Origin of the sequence: Cytobacillus sp. FSL W8-0315 (genome assembly GCF_038002905.1) — a bacterium.
Taxonomy (GTDB): Bacteria; Bacillota; Bacilli; order Bacillales; family Cytobacillaceae; genus Cytobacillus; species Cytobacillus pseudoceanisediminis.
On sequence record NZ_JBBOOC010000001.1, the window covers coordinates 2,661,110 to 2,680,953 of the forward strand.

General features: G+C 41.4%; 26 protein-coding genes, 2 pseudogenes and 1 riboswitch. Of the genes and pseudogenes, 19 read left to right on the forward strand and 9 right to left on the reverse strand.

What is annotated here, in order from left to right; all coding sequences use genetic code 11:
• Positions 1-8 precede the first annotated feature (8 nt).
• Positions 9-112, forward strand: a riboswitch (purine riboswitch).
• A gap of 129 nt (positions 113-241) precedes the next feature.
• The gene (locus MKY20_RS13720; RefSeq protein WP_009333680.1) at positions 242-1,111 is read left to right on the forward strand and encodes a 5'-methylthioadenosine/S-adenosylhomocysteine nucleosidase; all 870 of its coding nucleotides are present in this window, start codon (positions 242-244) and stop codon (positions 1,109-1,111) included.
• 577 nt (positions 1,112-1,688) lie between these two features.
• On the opposite strand, the gene MKY20_RS13725 is transcribed toward MKY20_RS13720, so the two are convergent.
• On the reverse strand, positions 1,689-1,994 hold the full coding sequence (locus tag MKY20_RS13725; RefSeq protein ID WP_019382679.1) for a winged helix-turn-helix transcriptional regulator: 306 nt from the start codon (positions 1,992-1,994) through the stop codon (positions 1,689-1,691).
• A gap of 147 nt (positions 1,995-2,141) precedes the next feature.
• Here MKY20_RS13725 and MKY20_RS13730 point away from each other — a divergent pair, with 147 nt between their 5' ends.
• The 8 genes and pseudogenes from MKY20_RS13730 to MKY20_RS13765 all read left to right on the forward strand — a co-directional run.
• Positions 2,142-2,546: a DoxX family protein gene (locus MKY20_RS13730; protein ID WP_019382680.1), complete on the forward strand. Its 405-nt coding sequence runs from the start codon at positions 2,142-2,144 to the stop codon at positions 2,544-2,546.
• 17 nt (positions 2,547-2,563) lie between these two features.
• Entirely contained in the window at positions 2,564-3,412 is an 849-nt protein-coding gene (locus tag MKY20_RS13735) for a VOC family protein (RefSeq protein WP_251156132.1), read from the forward strand.
• 23 nt (positions 3,413-3,435) lie between these two features.
• The gene (locus tag MKY20_RS13740) at positions 3,436-4,026 is read left to right on the forward strand and encodes an NADPH-dependent FMN reductase (protein ID WP_071155708.1); all 591 of its coding nucleotides are present in this window, start codon (positions 3,436-3,438) and stop codon (positions 4,024-4,026) included.
• Positions 4,027-4,145: 119 nt separating this feature from the next.
• A complete protein-coding gene (locus MKY20_RS13745) occupies positions 4,146-4,874 on the forward strand; it encodes a ZIP family metal transporter (RefSeq protein WP_019382683.1) in 729 nt (242 codons plus the stop codon).
• 76 nt (positions 4,875-4,950) lie between these two features.
• Positions 4,951-5,235, forward strand: a complete 285-nt coding sequence (locus tag MKY20_RS13750) for a YrhK family protein (protein ID WP_019382684.1) — start codon at positions 4,951-4,953, stop codon at positions 5,233-5,235.
• Between the two features lie 103 nt (positions 5,236-5,338).
• The gene (locus MKY20_RS13755) at positions 5,339-5,548 is read left to right on the forward strand and encodes a DUF2187 family protein (protein WP_009333687.1); all 210 of its coding nucleotides are present in this window, start codon (positions 5,339-5,341) and stop codon (positions 5,546-5,548) included.
• 198 nt (positions 5,549-5,746) lie between these two features.
• Positions 5,747-6,472, forward strand: coding sequence for an MOSC domain-containing protein (locus MKY20_RS13760; protein WP_009333688.1), 726 nt, complete (start codon positions 5,747-5,749; stop codon positions 6,470-6,472).
• 67 nt (positions 6,473-6,539) lie between these two features.
• Positions 6,540-6,804 (forward strand): annotated as a pseudogene (locus MKY20_RS13765) (YnfA family protein); the annotation flags it as partial.
• Between the two features lie 33 nt (positions 6,805-6,837).
• On the opposite strand, the gene MKY20_RS13770 reads toward MKY20_RS13765, so the two are convergent.
• Positions 6,838-7,011 (reverse strand): hypothetical protein, encoded by a 174-nt coding sequence (locus tag MKY20_RS13770; protein ID WP_009333690.1) that lies wholly within the window; start codon positions 7,009-7,011, stop codon positions 6,838-6,840.
• A gap of 137 nt (positions 7,012-7,148) precedes the next feature.
• On the opposite strand from MKY20_RS13770, the gene MKY20_RS13775 reads away from it, so the two are divergent.
• Complete coding sequence (locus tag MKY20_RS13775; protein ID WP_009333691.1) at positions 7,149-8,060, forward strand: SDR family oxidoreductase; 912 nt, start codon at positions 7,149-7,151, stop codon at positions 8,058-8,060.
• Between the two features lie 52 nt (positions 8,061-8,112).
• On the opposite strand, the gene MKY20_RS13780 is transcribed toward MKY20_RS13775, so the two are convergent.
• On the reverse strand, positions 8,113-8,670 hold the full coding sequence (locus MKY20_RS13780) for an MFS transporter (RefSeq protein WP_341003340.1): 558 nt from the start codon (positions 8,668-8,670) through the stop codon (positions 8,113-8,115).
• A complete protein-coding gene (locus MKY20_RS13785; RefSeq protein WP_256815923.1) occupies positions 8,625-9,338 on the reverse strand; it encodes an MFS transporter in 714 nt (237 codons plus the stop codon). The genes MKY20_RS13780 and MKY20_RS13785 overlap by 46 nt, the downstream gene beginning before the upstream one ends.
• Positions 9,339-9,542: 204 nt before the next feature.
• Between MKY20_RS13785 and MKY20_RS13790 the strand changes: the two genes are divergently transcribed.
• The 4 genes and pseudogenes from MKY20_RS13790 (at position 9,543) to MKY20_RS13805 (ending at position 12,627) form a co-directional block, all read left to right on the forward strand.
• Positions 9,543-10,001 (forward strand): NUDIX domain-containing protein, encoded by a 459-nt coding sequence (locus MKY20_RS13790; RefSeq protein ID WP_341001542.1) that lies wholly within the window; start codon positions 9,543-9,545, stop codon positions 9,999-10,001.
• Positions 9,998-10,738 (forward strand): class I SAM-dependent methyltransferase, encoded by a 741-nt coding sequence (locus tag MKY20_RS13795; protein ID WP_256815921.1) that lies wholly within the window; start codon positions 9,998-10,000, stop codon positions 10,736-10,738. Before MKY20_RS13790 ends, MKY20_RS13795 begins: the two co-directional genes overlap by 4 nt.
• 100 nt (positions 10,739-10,838) lie before the next feature.
• Positions 10,839-12,116: a hypothetical protein gene (locus MKY20_RS13800; protein WP_217025531.1), complete on the forward strand. Its 1,278-nt coding sequence runs from the start codon at positions 10,839-10,841 to the stop codon at positions 12,114-12,116.
• Between the two features lie 73 nt (positions 12,117-12,189).
• Positions 12,190-12,627: pseudogene (locus MKY20_RS13805) on the forward strand (GNAT family N-acetyltransferase).
• Positions 12,628-12,631: 4 nt separating this feature from the next.
• Here the strand turns inward: MKY20_RS13805 and MKY20_RS13810 are convergent.
• Positions 12,632-13,120 carry a J domain-containing protein gene (locus MKY20_RS13810; protein ID WP_217025532.1) on the reverse strand — a complete coding sequence of 163 codons (489 nt, stop codon included), beginning with the start codon at positions 13,118-13,120 and terminating at the stop codon, positions 12,632-12,634.
• Between the two features lie 207 nt (positions 13,121-13,327).
• On the opposite strand from MKY20_RS13810, the gene MKY20_RS13815 reads away from it, so the two are divergent.
• The gene (locus tag MKY20_RS13815) at positions 13,328-13,456 is read left to right on the forward strand and encodes a hypothetical protein (protein ID WP_341001547.1); all 129 of its coding nucleotides are present in this window, start codon (positions 13,328-13,330) and stop codon (positions 13,454-13,456) included.
• A 149-nt stretch (positions 13,457-13,605) separates the two neighbouring features.
• Here MKY20_RS13815 and MKY20_RS13820 read toward each other — a convergent pair whose 3' ends face one another.
• On the reverse strand, positions 13,606-13,848 hold the full coding sequence (locus MKY20_RS13820; RefSeq protein WP_019382696.1) for a DUF2164 domain-containing protein: 243 nt from the start codon (positions 13,846-13,848) through the stop codon (positions 13,606-13,608).
• Between the two features lie 117 nt (positions 13,849-13,965).
• Entirely contained in the window at positions 13,966-14,142 is a 177-nt protein-coding gene (locus tag MKY20_RS13825) for a hypothetical protein (protein WP_157380214.1), read from the reverse strand.
• An 89-nt stretch (positions 14,143-14,231) separates the two neighbouring features.
• Between MKY20_RS13825 and MKY20_RS13830 the strand changes: the two genes are divergently transcribed.
• The 4 genes from MKY20_RS13830 (at position 14,232) to MKY20_RS13845 (ending at position 17,259) form a co-directional block, all read left to right on the forward strand.
• Positions 14,232-15,194, forward strand: coding sequence for a LacI family DNA-binding transcriptional regulator (locus MKY20_RS13830; protein ID WP_251264291.1), 963 nt, complete (start codon positions 14,232-14,234; stop codon positions 15,192-15,194).
• 470 nt (positions 15,195-15,664) lie between these two features.
• Entirely contained in the window at positions 15,665-16,138 is a 474-nt protein-coding gene (locus MKY20_RS13835) for a hypothetical protein (RefSeq protein WP_019382701.1), read from the forward strand.
• Complete coding sequence (locus tag MKY20_RS13840) at positions 16,135-16,644, forward strand: hypothetical protein (protein ID WP_009333701.1); 510 nt, start codon at positions 16,135-16,137, stop codon at positions 16,642-16,644. The genes MKY20_RS13835 and MKY20_RS13840 overlap by 4 nt, the downstream gene beginning before the upstream one ends.
• Before the next feature lie 414 nt (positions 16,645-17,058).
• Complete coding sequence (locus tag MKY20_RS13845; protein WP_217025534.1) at positions 17,059-17,259, forward strand: hypothetical protein; 201 nt, start codon at positions 17,059-17,061, stop codon at positions 17,257-17,259.
• A gap of 53 nt (positions 17,260-17,312) precedes the next feature.
• Here MKY20_RS13845 and MKY20_RS13850 read toward each other — a convergent pair whose 3' ends face one another.
• Together MKY20_RS13850 and MKY20_RS13855 are read right to left on the reverse strand one after the other, a co-directional pair.
• On the reverse strand, positions 17,313-18,269 hold the full coding sequence (locus MKY20_RS13850; RefSeq protein WP_217025535.1) for a 3-oxoacyl-ACP synthase III family protein: 957 nt from the start codon (positions 18,267-18,269) through the stop codon (positions 17,313-17,315).
• 146 nt (positions 18,270-18,415) lie between these two features.
• A complete protein-coding gene (locus MKY20_RS13855) occupies positions 18,416-19,843 on the reverse strand; it encodes a vWA domain-containing protein (protein ID WP_341001553.1) in 1,428 nt (475 codons plus the stop codon).
• Between the last annotated feature and the right edge of the window lies 1 nt (position 19,844).

The following is a 19,844-nucleotide window of genomic DNA, read 5'->3' on the forward strand; positions in this document are numbered from 1 at the left end:
GTCATTGTAATCTTACAAATTTCATCACTCGTATATGCTCGGTAATATGGTCTGAGTGTTTCTACCTGGTTCCCAATGAAAGAACCGGACTACGGGTTAAAGTATAGAAAAGGCTGCATTCTTTATGTCAGCTGCTTTAACTCTATGGTCTGGAAGGTAGATATCATTCTGCTTTTACAGGCCTTTTTCTATGGTTAGAACTTCGGGTGTATCAGACAACAAGAAAAGGGGAGAACGTACAATGAAAAAGAAATTAGCTTCACTCGCTGCGATTGCAGCACTGTCTGCAGCAATGCTTGCAGGATGCTCTTCGGCTGCAAAATTAGAAACCGAGGCTGAAGGTGCCCAAAAGCCAATTCTTATCCAAGGGCCAATGCCGATCGAGGCCGAAAAGTTTGCTGAGCGATTAGATAAAGTTAAAGTAGAAAAATCAGGGAACTTTGTTTTTTATAAAGGAAAGCTGGACAAGTACCCAGTCATCGTTGCTAAAACCGGAAAAGGCATGGAAAATACGGCGGCTGCCACAGCAATCGCCATCGAAAAGTATGATCCAGCCGCAATCATCAATCAGGGGACTTCAGGCGGCCATGACCCAAGCCTGAATGTGTATGATATCGTTTTAGGAGAAAGAACAGTCAATATCGGATCATTGAAGACTGGTCATTTGGAAGAAGGGGAAGGGATTGAACCAACCAATTGGATCCCGATGGACCTGATGGCTTCTGAGGGAAGTGCCGGTGAAGACCCTGATGCAGAAAAGATTCGTTATTATGAGGGAAATGAAGACCTTCTTGCTGCTGCCAAAGCAGTAAAAGATAAGCACAAGAAGGGCAAAGTAGTCGAGGGGACAATCGGTTCAGCGGACCTATGGAATAATGAAGTTGACCGCATCAAATGGTTTCATGAAAACTACGGAACATCGGTTGAAGAAATGGAAGGCGCAGCAGCAGCGCAGATTGCCGGAGCATACGATGTTCCATTCCTGGGAATTCGTATTCTTTCTAATAACAAAACAAACGGAGGCCAATACGACCCCAACACTGCTGCTGCAAACCAGGATTACGTATATGAAGTCGTAAAACAGTATATTTCAGAGATAAAAGGAAAGTAAATTGGCTATTTACTTATTAGGACAGGAGAAGGACGAATCCGAGGAATTGAGTCCGAAGTCGGAGCACCTTCGGACAGAATTAAGCAAGAATCCGAGGAATTGAGTCCGAAGTCGAGGCACCTTCGGACAGAAGAAGCAAGAACCCGAGGGAATGAGTCCGAACACGGCCCCCTTCGGACAGGATAAGGATAATTCCGAGGAGTTGAGTCCGAAGTCGGAGCACCTTCGGACAGAAGAAGCAAGAATCCGAGAGAATGAGTCCGAAGTCGGAGCACCTTCGGACAGAAGAAGCAAGAATCCGAGAGAATGAGTCCGAACACGGCCCCCCTTCGGACAGAAGAAGCAAGAATCCGAGGGAATGAGTCCGAACACGGCCCCCCTTCGGACAGAAGAAGCAAGAATCCGAGGGAATGAGTCCGAACACGGCCCCCCTTCGGACAGAAGAAGAAAGATTCTGAGAGGATGAGTCCGAACTCGCTCGCCAGTCAAAATAGGAATAAACACGATCAAAGAGATAACACAAAAAAGAGTCTTCCAAATAGGGAAGACTCTTTTTTGATATATATATAAATTAAGCCTATAACCAGTTCTGCGACCATTTTTCTATTTCCTTCATCAGCGGCTCCATGGCCAGGCCCTTTTCTGTCAGGGAATATTCGATTCTAACAGGAGTTTCAGGGTAAACCTCGCGTTTTACGACCCCCTCATTCTCCAGGTCCTTTAACCGGTCTGAAAGAACTTTGCCGCTTATCCCGATAGAGGATTCTATACTGCAGAACCGCTGCGGCCCGTTAAGCAATTGATAAATGATCAATCCGGTCCAGCGCTGGCTCAATATGCCAATGGCTTTTTCAAATCTTGGACAAATTAGCGACTTTTCCATAATAATCACTCCTTGTTTCTTATTATAGTCATAAACTAGAAATAATTAAATCACTTTTTATAAAATGATTACTTGACGAAAACAAATATCAATATTATACTAACTTACATAAAGTAAGTAACTAACATATGATTCAAGGAGGAAAACATGAACAAAAACGAATTAGGTCATTTCATTCTGCGTGTGATTTTAGGATTTATTTTCTTTATTCATGGATTTTCAAAATTTCAGGGAGGAATAAGCAATACTGCCGGTTTCTTCGATAGTATCGGTATTCCTGGTTTTATGGCTTATGCCGTTGCTGTAATCGAGCTGGCAGGAGGCATAGCGCTTATTTTGGGCATTGGTACAAAAATGGTTTCTGTACTATTTGCTTTCATCATGCTGGGAGCTATCTTTACTGCTAAGCTGCCCGCTGGCCTGCTTGGGAACGGCCAAATGACAGGATATGAATTAGATTTAATCTTGCTTGCTGCATCGATCTATTTTGTATTAGCAAAGGAATCACCACTGTCTCTTGGGAGCAAATTAACACAATCAAAGGCAAACTAATGAGAGGAGAAATTTACATGAACTTTCATCAAAAACCGATTACCTTTGTAGCTCAAGTCAATCTGAAAGTACAGGATCTGGAACGGTCACTGGCCTTCTATCAAGAAGCAATTGGCTTTAAAGTGTTAACAAAGACTGACAGAACTGCCCAGCTTACTGCAGATGGCAATAGTACCTTACTGACCATCGAACAGCCGGAAAATGTTGAACCTGCATTGGGAAGAACAACAGGTTTGTATCATTTCGCCCTGCTCCTCCCAAAGCGTTCTGATTTGGCTAAGATCGTGCGTCATTTCGTCGAGATTGGGCTGCAATTTGGATCTTCCGACCATCTGGTCAGCGAAGCGCTCTATCTCTCGGATCCTGATGGCAATGGGATAGAAATCTATACTGACCGTAACCCTTCCGAATGGACATGGAAAAACGGGGAAGTAAATATGACTGTTGATCCCCTGGACTTCCCTGATCTGCTGTCAATTGGGCAGCAGCAGTCCTGGAGAGGACTGCCCGGCGGTACGGTCATGGGGCATATCCATTTGCATGTGGCTGAACTGGCGAATACCGAAACGTTTTACACAGAGGGGCTGGGATTTGAAGCAGTCTGCCGATATGGCAAACAGGCACTTTTCATTTCGAGCGGAAAATATCACCACCATATTGGTTTGAATACATGGAATGGAGTAGGAGCCCCGCAGCCTTCATCGAATAGTGTCGGGCTTCAATCCTTCAAACTCATTTTTGAAAATGAAGCAGCCAGGGATCAGGCCGTGGGAAATTTGAAAAAGATAGGTGCGGCTGCAGCAGTTGAAAATAATCAGGTGATTACCGAAGACCCTTCGGGGAATCGAATCGTTTTAGGATTTTAAATTGTCATCAGGTGGTGTGAGTAATGGGTTTTTTAAATCAATTATTTGGAAGAAAATCTAAGGAGGAACAAAAAATGAACGAGAAATTAAACATTGGGATTATCTTAGGAAGCACACGTCAGGGGAGAGTTAGCCCTCAGGTCGGATCATGGGTTAAAGAAATTGCCGATAAACGCGGGGATGCCAATTATGAGATTATAGATATCGCTGATTTCAAATTGCCATTCTTAGGTGAAGCGGATTCACCGGGAATTGCTGCATGGAATGAGAAGCTTAACAGTCTGGATGGATTTATATTCATCGTTCAAGAATACAACCACAGTATTACAGGGGCATTAAAGAATGCACTTGATCTAGCTCGTGAACCTTGGAACAATAAAGCTGCAGGAATTGTAAGCTATGGCTCAACCGGCGGTGCGAGAGCTGCTGAACATCTGCGCGGAATCATGGGTGAATTGATGATAGCTGATGTGCGCGTGCATCCAACATTGTCATTATTTACTGATTTTGAAAATGGCACAGTATTTAAACCTCAAGATCTTCATCTCGATAATGTGAACGCAATGATTGACCAGGTTATATCCTGGAGCGGTGCATTAAAAACCATTAGATAGAGATTATAAGCAGAACCTTCGAGGTTCTGCTTTTTTAATCTTATTCTGAATAGCGGTTTTTAGGAAGGATCAAAAGGAAATAACTAAAGAAACAAGAGAAAATGGAAGGGGTGATCATGATGTGGAATGCTGCACTATGGGGAGGGGTCTCTGGATCAGCTGTCCTTTTAGGCGCATTGGCAGCCATGTATTTGCCCATCCAAAACAAAATGATTGGTTACATTATGGCATTTGGAACAGGTGTCCTGATTGGTGCTGCTTCATATGAGCTTCTTGGGGAGTCAGTCCATAACGGCGGCTTACTGCCGACAGGCATTGGATTTGTGGCTGGAGCCATTGTCTTTACCCTGTTTGATATCATGATTTCAAACAGGGGAGCTAAGAACCGGAAAAGATCCGGCCATAAAGCAGCAGCCAGCAGCGGAATAGTCCTTTTTGCGGGGACCATCATGGATGCCATACCAGAATCAATCATGATCGGGACAAGTCTGCTTGAAGGAGGTAAGGTGAGTTTTCTATTGGTGACAGCCATTTTTATCAGCAACTTTCCAGAAGGCCTTTCCAGTACCTCGGGAATGAAAAAGAGCGGCTATTCAAAAAAGAAAATGATCCTCCTTTGGAGTTCGGTATTTGTCATTGCGGGAATTGCTTCGATGGCTGGATACATATTTTTGGATGGAGCTTCAATAGAGGTCATATCAGGAATTGCAGGATTTGCCGGTGGTGCAATTATTGCCATGGTTGCTTCCACGATGATGCCTGAAGCCTTTGAGGACAGTGGTCCGATGACCGGATTCATTGCAGCTATCGGTTTGCTGGCTTCATTGGTGCTTGATCATTTTTCTTGAAATTTTCCAGAAAACAACACCTATATCATGAATGTTTGACACCTTATGTGGAAAAGACAAAACAGAGGTGTTATTCATGAAGATTAGAAATATTGTAAAGGAACAGCAGGAAGATGTGCATATTGAGATAGGCGCCTACGAAATGATCATTGAAAAGCGATATAGGGTAGTATCATTTATTAATGATCTGCTTCTGGGTGTTTTATATTTTATCGGAAGTATATTATTTTTAACAGATGTCAGCCAGGCGGTTTCGATATCGTTTTTCCTTGCAGGAAGCATTATGATGATCATCAGGGCAGGCTTGAATATATTGAAGGACCTTCATGTTAAAAAGATAACAGGAACAAAGAGAGAGTAAATCCATTTGAACATGAATTGGGTTTTACGGAAGGGCGAAACGGCAATACTAGCGACATAGCGAAAACCAGCTAAAAAATAAAAGTTTTTAAAGGAGAATGGCGATGACTGAAGAAACAGAAAAGGTAAGCAAAGGAAAAAAAGCGGATGTCGGCGATACGATCAGCATTTTAAGCGGTTCTGAAAAAGGAAAAAAAGGCAGGGTAATCGTGGTACGGGATAACTCAGTCATTGTTGAGCTTGGAATTAATCCGAAAAAGGATGAGCCCATAAAAACGGTGATCAGCCACAAGCGCTATAAAGTCGTTAAATAAAAAGGGAGTGTTAAAGATGAAATCTGAGCCAAAAAGAACATCTGCGTCCATACCTCCTGACGTCCGTGAAAAGATTATTCAATCGGACAAGGATGAGAAAGCAAAGCGGCAAACAAAACGGCCGCAGTAAATGATATCCATGACAGCCCAACACGCTGTCATGGGTTTTTCTGTTGGCTGAAGGGAGTGGAGTGGAAGGTGCTAATAGGACATGTTAAAGAGATTGTCCGCTATCCGGTGAAAAGCTTTTACGGGGAAAGTGTGGAAAAAACAAAAGTAATGAATTATGGCCTGTATGGGGATCGCAGCCATGCCTACCTGGATGAATCAAGGCCGGGGAAGTATTTGACGATTACTCAGTTTCCGGAAATGGTCATGTATAAAGCAGGGTTTATGGGAGAGGAAAATGAGAACATGTTTCCTCCAGTAAGAATTACTACTCCGGACGGAAGACGGATTCCCTGGGATAATAAAGAATTGCTAAAAGAAATGGAAGAGCATTCTTCCAGAAAAATCACTCCAGTGAAATATAGTCCTGCCCATGTACCTGAAGGGGCAATTGAAGAAGAAAATATTCTATTAGTGACAGACGCGTCTTTGCAAAGAATGAAGGAGCTGTGGGGCAAGGACAAGCTGGACTTCCAGCGGTTTCGCCCGAATTTAGTCATTTCCCTATTAAGAGATGAACCTTTTATTGAGGAAAGCTGGTTTGGGAAGACAATGAAGATTGGCAGCGTTGAGATTCAAGTTAAGCGGCATTGCGAACGGTGTATGATTATTACAGTAGATCCAGAGAGCGGAAAGAGGGATCCCAGTTTGCATAAAAAGGTTATCAGTGAAAGGGATAATCACTTCGGTGTGTATTCCTCAGTCAGGAAAACAGGTGAAATTTCGGCAGGGGATGAGGTTTATCTTTTTGATTAAGTACATGTAAACTGGAAGCAATAAATGTTTCCGGGAATGAAAATATGTACGGGCTGGTTTAACCGAAATGGGGGGAGGCTATTTAATTTGGGAATGGATATGGGAAGGAAGCTTATTCCTGGTGAATCGGCAAAGCGGGTTCATCTTTGGCATCATAAGGCGATTCCTGGCCTTCCCGTTTTTTGGAAGAGTGTATGCTGCATGTGGTGGAGTTTTTTTATAGTTCTATCCATCCTCAGGGGTTGGGGCATAGACAAGAAGGCACCGGATCTATATGACTGAATGGTGCATTAGTTTGTCTGGCGGTGGCTTCTATGAACCTCTTCGCACCGAATCATCAAGGCTATTTTTTATACCTTTTTATTTTAAATGACAGGGTAGTATTGCTTATATGTGGGGTGACAATAGAAAGGAGGCCTCATCCCTATCACTGGCAATCGCAGACTCTGAGCATTTGAATTATACATAACCTTCACTTTTTCATCTGACTGGCTGACTAATAAAAATTTTACTTCCGGTGAGTAATAAAACGGCTCCATATCCTTCTCCTCCTCGGCATCTCTCCATTCACTTTATGCACTCCTGCCCGGTTTGATGCAAATTCCCGTTTATCGGGAGAACAAATTGGGCATTTTCCGCATATTTTAGTCGGGAGTGGAATATTAGGAGGGTTTCTATGCCTGATCGGAAAAAAGAATATCCCATGCACCCTAATTATGGGAAAATAACCCGTTATGAAGAAGTGGCGATTACAGTACCGGAGCAGCGGCAATTTCGGCAGCCGGGGACAGAAGGACTAATGGTTCCGAGACCAATCATTGAGAATCCCAATTATATTGGTACAGGCAAACTTGCGGGAAAAGTGGCGCTCATCACGGGAGGAGATAGCGGCATTGGTGCTGCGGCGGCAATAGCTTTTGCAAAAGAAGGGGCAAATGTAGCAATTTCGTATTTGGATGAACATGAGGATGCGAATCGGACTAAATCAAGAATCGAAGAAATCGGGCAAAGCTGCTTATTGCTTCCGGGAGATGTGAGGGAAAAAGAGCATTGCGCCGACATTGTGGAAAAAACAATTCAAACCTTCGGGCAACTGGATATCCTTTGCAATCATGTCGGAATTCAGTTCCAGCAATTAAGCCTGCTCGATATTACGGATGAACAATTCGATGATACCTTTAAAGTGAATGTGTATTCTCATTTTTACACAACGCGGGCAGCTCTCAGATACTTAAAAGCCGGAAGTTCAATTATAAATACATCATCAGTAGTCGCATACTATGGGAATGAGCAATTAATCGACTATTCCGCGACAAAAGCGGCTAATGTTGGCTTTACCAGGGCACTTGCCAATAATTTGGCAGCAAAGGGGATTCGCGTAAACGCAGTGGCTCCAGGCCGTTTCTGGACACCGCTTATTCCGTCCAGTTTCTCCGCGGACGAGGTCACATTAGCCGGCAACCCGATGGACCGGCAGGGACAGCCATTTGAGCTTGCGCCAACTTTTGTATACCTTGCATCAGATGATTCAAGATTTGTAACCGGGCAAACCCTTCATGTTAATGGAGGACAGATTACATCCTCATAAAATGGGCCATTCCCCAGGATTAAGGGGAAGGCCCGTTCTCAAATTCTCCTTCTTAAACATTTTGACCCATCTGTTCAGCCTTTACCGGCTTTCTCGAAAAGAAAATCACCAGAATGACTGTGGTAATCAGGGACCCATGGAATATCCATACCATCTTAGATAATGATAAAGACTCCAATAAAACAGGAGCGACAGCGAATCCGAGGGCAAAACCTAGAGATTTTAAGAGCATGCCTACTCCAAAAATTCTCCCTCTAATATGATTATCTGTCTTTTGCAGGATTGTCGCATGCAGAGTAGTAAAGCAGGCATCAAAAATACCGGTTAAAAAGGCAAACGGCAGGATAATCCATAAGCTGCTATTTGAGAGGAAGGTGATAAATCCTGCTGACATAAGCATCGCTGTAAAAAAACAAGCATAATATAAACGGCTCCCCTGCAGGCTTTTCAGCTTTGGCAGAATCATGGTTGCCAGTACGGAACCAATCCCCCAAACGCCCCAAATCAACCCGTAATAGAAACTTTGTTTGCTGCTGTCGATGTTTTCAGCGAGCAGCGGAATCCCTAAGTTATGTGAAGCTCCTGCAAATGCGCCTGAGAGGAAGACAATATGACAATATTCACCAGAAGCAGCATCGGTTTAAGTAATATAAACGAATAAACTTCTTTCAAATCCCTGCCAATGCTGGCCAGTTTTTCTTTAAGGCCGCTGCTGATTTTTTTATTCACAGCCGATTCCGACGTTTGCCATTTCATTTTTAATAAAACGAGTGCTGAAATGACGTATGTGGCGGCATCAATGATTAAAGTTATCTGGTATCCGAGGAAATCAGTTATGACTCCAGCCCCGATAAAACCAAACACCAGACTGACAGATGTTAATCGGGAAATTAACGCATTCGTCTCAAGTACCTTATCCTCGCCAAAAATCTGAGGGATTTCTGCGCTGTAGCTAACTGCAAAAAAGCTTGATGTCAATCCGATAAAGAAGCAGACAATGAGAATCATGATTGGATTTGGAAAAGGTATTAAGCCTAAAATGATGACTGCCCGGAATACATCTGTCCAAATCATAATTTTTCGGCGGTCAAAGCGATCGGCCAGAACCCCTGAGAAAAGACTTGATAAAACGCCGCCAAGTGTCCTGATGGCCATTGTCGCTGCAAGCCAGGCAGAGCTTCCGGTGGCCGCATACATGAGCACATTAATGGCAATCAGGTCCATGAACGTACCCAAATCGGAAAAAGCTTTTACATACAGAAAAATTTTACGGTTCATGCGTGTCTCCCTAGTTTTCAAAGATGTTTTCTGTTTTATTTTAAAGATTTTGAATTTAATTCGCAATACGAAACTTCAGATCTTTAATTTGCTGATTTGGCATTCTTTATAAAGGATAATCACATAAGAATGTGGAATACATGATTGGTCAAATTTGAAAGCAAGACTGAATTTAAAAGCACATTATACAAAGAAGGTAAGAGAATGAGCAATATATTCGGGAATCAAAAAAAAGGACTTGATTATAAAATACGCAAGGGTGCTTACGCTGTCATATTCAACCCGGAAAATGAAAAAGTATTAACTGTGCAAACTCAGTCTGGCCATTACTTTCTCCCAGGCGGAGGAATAGAAAAAGGTGAAGGGAAAATCGAATGTCTGAAAAGGGAAGTACAGGAGGAGACCGGCTATGAGATTTCAAATTTATTCTTTATCGGTAATGCAAAGAGCTATTTGCCGCAGACCAAGAAAAGGCCAATGCTAAGTGACGGGTATTTTTATCTGGCTGATCTGGCGGATAAAATACAAGAGCCGACTGAAGAAGACCATGCAATAAAGTGGATTGAAACTGAAAGAATAGCAGAATTGCTGGTTCACAGTCACCACATAGGGGCGGTCCAGAAAGGGATAGGATATAAAAAGCAGGAGGGGGAAGATGAATGATTGCCTACTACGGGGAACTCTGCACAAAGATGTATGAAAGTGATAAATCAATGGCAGAGGGTCCAGAGTTGAGCTTTTATCTGTCATATGTAAAAGACAGGAAGATGAAAGTATTGGAGCCGATGTGCGGAAATGGAAGAATGCTCATACCTTTTATTCAGCATGGCATCGAGACTGATGGTTTTGATGTTTCACAAGACATGCTGAAAGTCTGTAAGGAAAAAGCTGAGAAATTAAACTTAAATCCTAATGTTTTTCAGGAAAAGATAGAAGAGTTTAAAAGTACTAACAAATACGATTTAATTATGATCCCGTATGGTTCTTTTTCACTTTTGCCTGACTCTCTGGTAAATATAAGTCTTCAAAATTTAAAGAATGCCCTAAATGAAGGCGGTAAAATGCTTCTTACCATTGTAGAAAAAGATAATGAAGTAGAAGAAGCTGCAGAATGGACAGAAACGAACAGGAAGGAATTAGAGGGGCAGACCATTATTGAAAATAGAAAAATAGCTTATGATGATGAAACGAAAATCCTGCATATCCAGCTGAAGTATGATGCTGTTGGAGAGGGAACCGCAGAAAGAACAGAATTGATGGATTTTCCTATACGGCTCTATGATCCAGGTGAATTCAATAGAGTACTCAAAGATAACGGGTTTAGGCAAATCGCCGTTCATGAAGTTAGAGATGGGTACGGAGATGGACAATCTTTTCCTGTTTATGAATGTACGAAATAACAAGCTGTCATCTTGACGGCTTTTTTCAGCTTTGTTGGCGGGATAAGGGGTTTTTTATCAAATTACTAAGTGCCAGCATTCATCAGAGAGGGGTGCTCATATGGAACTAGAAGAAAAAAGGGAGTCATCTGAACGTTTGAGGCTGAATAAAAAGATCATGTGGGGAATAACGATTATTTCGATCCTCTTAGCGATGTTCTATATAGATAAGCAAAAGGTATACAAGGAAGAAAAACCGCCAATGCCCACTGTACTATTAGGGGAGCAGGAGTTACATCCAATCTTAAGCACTTATACATGGAACGCAGGAAAAATTGAGAAGGAGATAAAAGATCTTACCAAATTGATTGAATATCAGCATGCTGAATTTCGCGAGAATCTTAACATAGAATTTCCTAAAGATCAGCAGCCCATCTTCATTGCTAGAGGAAATTACTATAATGGCGGGATTCAAGTAGAGCCTTATCAAACTCTTTATAGTAATTTTACACTATTAAGAAACGAATCCCGCAAAGAAATATATTCTATAAAAGCCTACTGGAAGGATGGCAAGCGGGCTGAATATATCATACCTGTTAACATTAAAGAGGTTAGTCCGGAAAAGAACTATCTGGCAAGGAATAAAGGGTATCATTCACTTCTGATTGTTGGAGATACTGATAAAAATGTAATTGATGAACTCTATTCGGAACCATTGCACTTTCTTTTCGAAACAAGCAATTCATTAGGTCTAAAGGATGTAAATGATATTTATCTTGAATTACAAGTAAAGGAAGAGCCAAGTTATATTTTATTTGATCATACGAAGGAAGTATTTCGCGCAGCTTCTCTAGAAGAGTTATTGAAATATATGAAAGAAAATACGTATTCTAAAAAAAGCACAATAGAGGGAAAAGTCACAAAGCTGGATCGAAATTTAGGAGTAATCCAAGTGGATGATAAAATTTTTACTGCTGCAGATATGGAAGAGGTTAAAGTTGGACAGAAAATCTCTTTAGAGGTGATTCAGCTAAATAAGGACATCCCTTACTATCGAGCAATCGAAAACATCAATGTGATAAAAGCTCCTGACACGGTCTTTTCCGCTGCTAAATGGCTAGCGAAGGATGCTGAAAAGGTTTCTATTCTTGCTATTGGACCATCTGCCTTTACTGAGCAGTTTAAATCTCCAAATAAGGAAGACTTCAAGCTGGTGGAAAATATAGAGATTCAAGAGACACTAACATTAAAAAATGGAGAGGCAATCACAGATGCTGCTGTTTATGTATTTAATGATAAGGAATTAGTTTTTCAGACGGACGAATTTGACCAGCTCCTGAACTATTTATTTGAGTTTGAAATGTTAATGCCTGCTAGAAAGGAAAGAAACGGTCTTTAGTGCAGCGAAAGGGGAATAAAGGGTGACTGCTCCTATTATCAAAACAGACAGATTAATAGCGTTGTCTCATTTAATGGAAATTTTCTCTGACCCGGTGGCCATGAGATTTTATCGCTCAACAAAAACAAGAGAACAGGCCGAAGAATGGATCAGCTGGACCTTGCATAATTATCGGACGCATGGTGTGGGCCTTTGGGTTGCGGAAGAAAAAACATCCGGCAGGTTTTTGGGGCAGTGCGGAATTACCCCCTAGGATACAGGCGGCGTTACAGAAATGGAGATTGGCTATTTGTTTGCCAGGCGTGAATGGGGAAAAGGCTATGCGGCGGAAGCGGCATTAGCCTGTAAGGAATATGGGTTTAAAAGCTTAAAATATAAAAAGCTGGTTTCCATCATAAATGTGAAAAATCTTGCTTCTATCCGTGTTGCGGAAAAAGCTGGCATGAAAAAGGAAAAAACATTTCTCAGAGCGGGAAATAAGATGTATGTATATTCCATATCAAACGGTTAGCATTTTAGATGATGTTTTTATAATGTTCATTAAATACCTTAAAAAGCCTTTCATCACCGCCTCGGTCTGGATGGAGGGCTTTTAGCAGTTTCTTGAATTCTTTACGGATCAATTGCACATCCTCATCAGGCTTCAGCCCCAGGAGCCTTCCAGGCTTGATTTCTTCATCAGCGATCATATTTTGTGCTTGTATCATTCTCTTCAATGATCTAACTTTGGATTCCTCTATTTGGACTCTAGTATTCAGGATCTCTATTTGTCCTTTAAGGTCTTTAACTTGCACGAGGATCCCTTCTAGTTTTTGCTGATAAAGCTCTTCATGTTTTTTGATGATGAAATCATTGAGATCCTTCGTCTTAATTGTGTAGCTGATTTGCCTCCTGGGGCTTCGATCCGCTTTCATTTTTCCTTCTTCAATCCAGCGCTCAATGTCGGCCCCATTCGCCTTTATTCCAGCTTTATGTAATTGTGCCACAGCATCAGTAATGTTCATGCTTCATGCTCACTCTCTATAAAATCTATTTAGCATTCAAAAACATCATATCACTGAACACTTTCAGAAAAATAACAAGCAGATAACATAGTATTAAAGTTTATTTACACTGGTAACGCCATCATTTCGAAGAACTGGAATTATTAGAAAATTAGGTGGAATCTTGGTATAATGTAAAAAAATGGATGAGGAAGGATGGGGATAATATTGAAGAGAATGTTTAAATTTGCAGTATGGGTCGCTGCTTTACCGTTTATTCTGCTGTGGACAATCTTTTTTGATTCGAGCGGAAACTCTGCCATGTTTGTGAATGATGTATTAAATGATAAAAAATAGGTTGAAGAAATCCTATGTTTAAGTTTGATTGTTAGCTGAACCAATCGGACCGTATGGGCAGCTGGACTCCCGTACATCCTCAGTTGAACCTTTGAGTGAGGGAGTCTTATGCCCGTTAGACTGCTGTAAAGTGAAACTTCAACAAACAATTACTTTATAGGGCGCTCGAGAGTCAGGATTTCATCCTCCATTGAAGCATATTGCTGCTCCACTACATGCTTAACATCTGAAATTGCTGCATTGTAAAAATGCGGGGCCAATGACTCTTTAACAAAATCCAGCACCCTTTCTGCACCGAACTCAGATATTTCCTCATCTCTTTCTTCAGAGAAAAAAATCTGGATATCCTCGATCATCTTTTGCTGCTGCTCTTTTGTTATTTTTAAAAACATGCCATGCCTTCCTTTCGGTTTTGGATACATGTTACTATACACGGAAATTTTATCAAAAGGGAGGCTGTTATTTTTAAAAGAAATATGTACAGCAGGAAAATGGAGAGCTCCTGCCAACTACTTATGTGATGATTCATCGCCATAGACATCAAAGAGAAGGCTGTAATAATCTTTTACATAAATGTCTTTGTTTGCAGCTTTCTTTTTCGGATAGAGAGAAATAGGGATAGATGACAAGGCAAGAATCGAGCTGCATAATAGAACCAGATATAATATTCCAGATAGAATGAACATTTAGGATACCTCCTTGAGTTGTTAAAAAAAGCTTAAATTATGAAACGCATTTCATAGCAAGAAAAAATGAAAAAAAATTAGGTGGTTTTATGGCAAATATAAAAGACATCGCTAAAAAGGCAGGAGTTTCAGTTACGACCGTATCCAGAGTGCTGAATAATCATCCTTATGTAAGTGAGGATAAAAGGGAAGCTGTCTTGCGGGTGATGGAGGAATTCAATTATCAGCGAAATATTAATGCAGTCCATTTAAGTAAAGGGGAAACACTTCTTATAGGGGTCGTAGTTCCTTTTACCAATCATCCTTATTTCGGCCAGCTGGTAGAAGGGATTGCAAATGAGGCCATGAAAAACAACTATAAATTAGTTCTTTTTCAAACCAATTACGAGGAAGACAGGGAGATTGAAGCTCTAAAAATGCTTCAGCATAAACAAATCGACTCTTTAATCATCTGTTCCAGAATCTGCGAATGGGATGTCATCAATCAGTTTACCGAGTATGGCCCCATTGTTCTCTGTGAAGATGCGAGGAATCGTAATGTATCATCTACTTTTATCGACCATTACATGAGTTTCTCTAATGCTTTAGAGTATCTGCATAACAAAGGGCATCAGAAAATCGGGTATTGCATTGGAAGAAAGACTGGTGCCAACAGCAGGCAGCGCGGAAAGGCTTATGCTGATTTTTTAAAACGAATTGACGAACCATATCAGGAAGAATTTATCTTCTATGAATGTCTGCATTTTGAGCATGGCGAAGAAGTGGTCCGGCGATTATCGAACATGGATAATCCCCCATCTGCTCTGCTGGTAACAAATGATTTTGCTGCTGCCGGAATAGTAACTTCCTGCAGGGAAAACGGCATCCATATTCCGGATGATCTGGCAATCATGGGATTTGATAACCAGCCAATAGCCAAAATCATGCACATTACAACACTTGAAATTCCGCTGGTTCAAATGGGAAGGCAGCTGCTTCTTCAAGCGATTGATGGTAAAAAGCACACACATCAGGAGATATCGGTGAAGCTGATCGAACGGCAAACCGTATAGCATTAAGTTGTTTGAAGCGGCTGCCCTCAGCCGTTTTTTTATTTATTTGTTTTTGCAATTTAAAGATATCAGAGGGTGTCCATTCTGACAGCTGAAAGAGAAGTCTTATGAAATGAGTCTGAACAATGCTTATCTTCGGACAGGAGAAGATGTAATCCGAGGGAACGAGTCCGAACATAGCACATCTTCAGACAGAAGGAGATGAAATCCATGGAATGAGTCCAAACAAGGCTCATCTTCGGACAGGAGAAGAAAAAACCCGTGGGAATGAGTCCGAACAAGGCTCATCTTCAGACAGAAGGAGAAGAAATCCGAGGGAGTGAGTCCGAAGAAGGCTCAATTTCGGACAGGGGAAGAAGAAATCCGTGGGAGAGAGAAATCCATAGAACGGGTCGAACCACAAAACAACCATCAGAATAATTGTCAATTTCCAAGCCAATACTAACAAAAAAGTATGGGACTGATGTTACATGGGATTTGTACTTATAGTTTTTCTAGCCTGGCTGGTGCTAATGCTGTTTACATCGATGAATAAAAATCTGACATTTATTGAAAATACCTTCGTCTATTTGGTGGCGTTAGTCATTAATATTAATTTTACATGGATTGTGTATGAAGAGTTGAATATGGCGAAGATTTCCCAGCAGATCTTAGATAATTCCGCGTTCTTAATACATAGAAGTATAACCCTTCCGCTCACAGTTGCTATCACACTGAATTTATTCAGGACAGCGCCTTCCTTTGGTTCAAAAATTTTTAAAACCATCCTGTCAGTGTTGTTCCTTGTTTTGGCAGTGGTGATTGCCCTTTATTTTGACATTGTGGATTATAGAAAGTGGAATATCGGTTATGAAATAATATATTTATTCCTCCTGCATTTAGTGGTTCAATCCCTGCTGAAGTATTTTGGACAGCTTAAAACTAAAGGGGTGAACGAAGCATGAAATTATGGGAGGATTTCGGCGGCAATGAGCTCTTTCTCTTATTAACTGCTGCTGCTGCCTATCTTGTATATTTTTTACTTATAAGAAGGCCGGATAAGCTGGCCAAACAAATCAGAATCCTGAGCCTGCTTTGGGGAATGTCGATTGGCATTCTATATGATTTCACAATAGGCGGAGGCAGGACTGATTTTTATAAGATAAACGATTTAAATAATTATGAAGTGACAGATGTTCTTTATTATTTATTATTCGCGCCATTCGGCTACTTCTTTTTTTATTTTTATGAAAAAATGAAGATCGGCAAAAAAACATTCATTATATATGTTTTGGTATGGGCGTTATCAGGTGTTTTCTTTCAATGGGTGTTAACTGCTGCAGGTATCATTACCCTGCAGAAAGAGTATCGGATCGCGCACTCTTTTCCTATCTTTCTGCTGACTCAAACACTGACAGGAGTTTATATCCAGGTGCTCAAATCCAAAGAACAGCTTTCAGCAGGAGAATAGACAAATGAAGGCGGCCACATCAGGGATGGCCGCATTTTCTGTTTTTCATGAAACCTTTTCCGGCTTCTGCTCGTATTTAATATTATCAGTAGCAGAATGGGAGAAAAAAAATGTCCTAAGTGCGGATCTAGTGAATTGGGGAAAGGGAACCATTCGGGTTATGGAGTTATGTTCCCTGTCAACAAGATGAGCATCGGTTCTGATATTGAATATCTTATTTGCACCAGCTGCGGTCTTATCATTGAAGGGTACGTGAAGAAGCCGGGAAAATTTATAAGTTCAAAATTTTAAAAAGTCTTTTTAAATTATGAAAAATGCTTACCAGGAAAATTAAAATTCTAAGGTGTATAATAACTATTCTAGAGATTCAATCTCAATTAATCTGAAAAGCTATAGGAGCACCAAGATAAGATCATGAAAAAATATAAATTAAAGAACCATTTTAAAGGATTAAAGAAGGGAACGCACTTTTACCTGATTGCTGAATCTGAATTTATTGGCATTAAAGAGTATGTTTTGCGGACAAAAGACTTAGCGGTCAGGATTTCCATTAATGAAAGCGAGCTGAACAGGTATTTTACTTTAATGCACAGTTATGCATCCAAAGAGGATTAATTCCTCCACTTTATTGTGCTGTAACATAATAAAAAAGCCCCGTATAGGCGGCCTTAAATTAGTACTTTCGATGTTTGACCCCAGCGCATGACAATGGCTCCCCAGCCGAGACCTGCACCATATCCAGCCAGTACAACTACATCCCCGTCTTTTATTTTGCCTTCCTTCACTTCTTCATGAAGCCCAATAGCTATCGTAGGTGCAGAAGAGTTTCCGTAATATTGTATGGTTTTGGTATGAACTTTTTCCATAGGGAAGCCGAGGCGTGCTGTACCTGCTTCAATGATACGCAAGTTGGATTGGTGAGGGATGATGAAATCCACTTCTTGCAGGCTCAGGCCAGAGAGTTCCAAAACTTTATGAACCGCTTTGGGAAATCTGTCTACTGCAAATTCAAAAACGGCTCTACCGTCCATCTTGATGTGCTTGTTTTCATCAAGATGAAGATATTTTCCCCCGCTTCCATCCATTTGCATATGGATGCCGAGAATACCATTGCTTTTATCCACCTGACCTAAGACAACAGCAGCAGCTCCATCTGAAAACAGCAGCGCCGTCTTTTTATCCATCGGATTCAAGAGGGAGGAGCATTTGTCGACAGCAATGACTAATACGTTTTTATACAATCCTGTCTGAACAAATTGGGCCCCGGTTGCCAGGGCAGTGATAAAGCTGGAACAGCCTGAATGAAGGTCCAGCCCTGCACAATGTGCAGCACCGATTCTATCCTGAACCAGCGCAGCCGTAATGTGGGTGTCATGTGTGTTTGTTCCAATAATGACCATGTCAATATCCTTCGGGTTGACCCCTGCGTCTTCTATCGCACGTTTTCCAGCAATTTCGCACATATCTGTAAGTGATGAGTCTGGAGATTCGTAGCGTCTTTCCAGTATGCCCGTTTTTCTGCATATTTCTTCTTGTGTAATACCGAAACGTCTGGCAATCATCTCATTTGTTATAATATTTTCTGGAATGTTTACACCGATTCCTAAAACACCTGCACTGAACAAAGCAATGACCTCCTCGGATGAGTTAATTTTTACCATTACATTTTATCACATAATTGGACAAATTTTGCAATATTGAGAGTTTTATAATTTTATAAAAAAATGCTCAGAGCATTTCGCCCTGAGCAATCTTCATTTCATAAGTTCTTTTACCAGATGTCACCGCGCTCTTTTTTTAGAGCCTTCATTTTTTCAACCCATTCGTCGACTCTCAGCTTGATCTCATCACTTTCCGCCTCAGCTGTATTTCGGTTTTTTTCATAGAGTTCTAAATAGAGGTCCTTCATTTGCTCGCTTCGTTCATAGCCCCAATCACGCAGCTCTGATCGCTGCTCATCAGTGATCCAGCCATTGTCTCCCATGACTGTAACAGCATCAAGGATTCGATGTGCTTCACGCCTGCCGATCGTAAATAATTGGCGGGGATAAATTTCTCCGAGTTCATACTCATCCATCATTTCCCATGGGCTTGGCGACAGTGTAAATGCCCAGGCCAGGTCGCCGGCAGAAGGAAGCCACTCGTATTGGATCGTGTTTTTCAATTCATCCGGGTTATCCGCTTTTAAATATTCCCCATTGCAGGCTTCGGCTACTGCTTTTAATTGGTTCTCGGCTTTTCCATCTACACCAAACCCTATGATATTCACACTATTGCTGCTGTTGTTTTTTACAAGGTTTTTACTGGCCGAGACGGGGTCGCCATCACATGTTTCGGCACCGTCACTGACAATGTAGATCGTTGTGGATCCATCATAACCGCTGCTCATTTCTGCAGCCTTTTGAATGGCACCGGCAAGAGGTGTCCAGCCTTTGCTTTCAAATGAATCCACTGCTTCGTGGAACTCTTTCTTGGAATATTTCCCCATCGGGTAGACTTCCTCTACTCCTGAGCAGGAAATTTCTTTATCAGCGTCCGCTTCAGAGCCTTTATGGCCATATACAACTAGGGAAACTTCGCTGCTTTGGCCAATTGTCTGGGCGAAACTCTTTACGGCACTTTTAGCAATATCCATTTTCATTTTGCCGCCTGCCTGCAGCAGCATGCTTGAACTGGCATCAAGAAGAATAATAGCCTGTTCTGATGCCTTTTTTTCTTCCCCAGGTTCTGATTTAGTGGGATCCGGCAGGTAAGGCTCTTCAAAATCTGGTTTGTAGGAATTGGACTTTTCAATGATGTTTTTATAATTCGGACTCGCCAACAGGGAAAGAAGCCCTTTTTTAATCGAGTCTGTATCTTTGGCTTCTTTCGTCAGCTCCTCAAGTTTGGGGGTCATCTTGCTTATAAGCTCAGGATCAGTTTCAGGCACATTGAATTCAATGGCCTCAATGTCCTTCTCGTATGTGAGCCCTTCCATTAGTGTTCCAGGGGTCAATTTCAGCAGGCTTTCTTCTGAAACCTCCAAATTAATATTCTCAGATTCTGCTAAAATGCTTTCCTGCTTTTTTTCTTCCTTGTCTTCTTGTTTTTGTTCTTCTTTACCTGATGAATCAGCTTCCGCTTCCGCTTTCTCTTTGTCATTGCTGCATGCTGAAAGAATCAATGCGGCAAACAGCAGCCATAACGCATAACGTTTCACA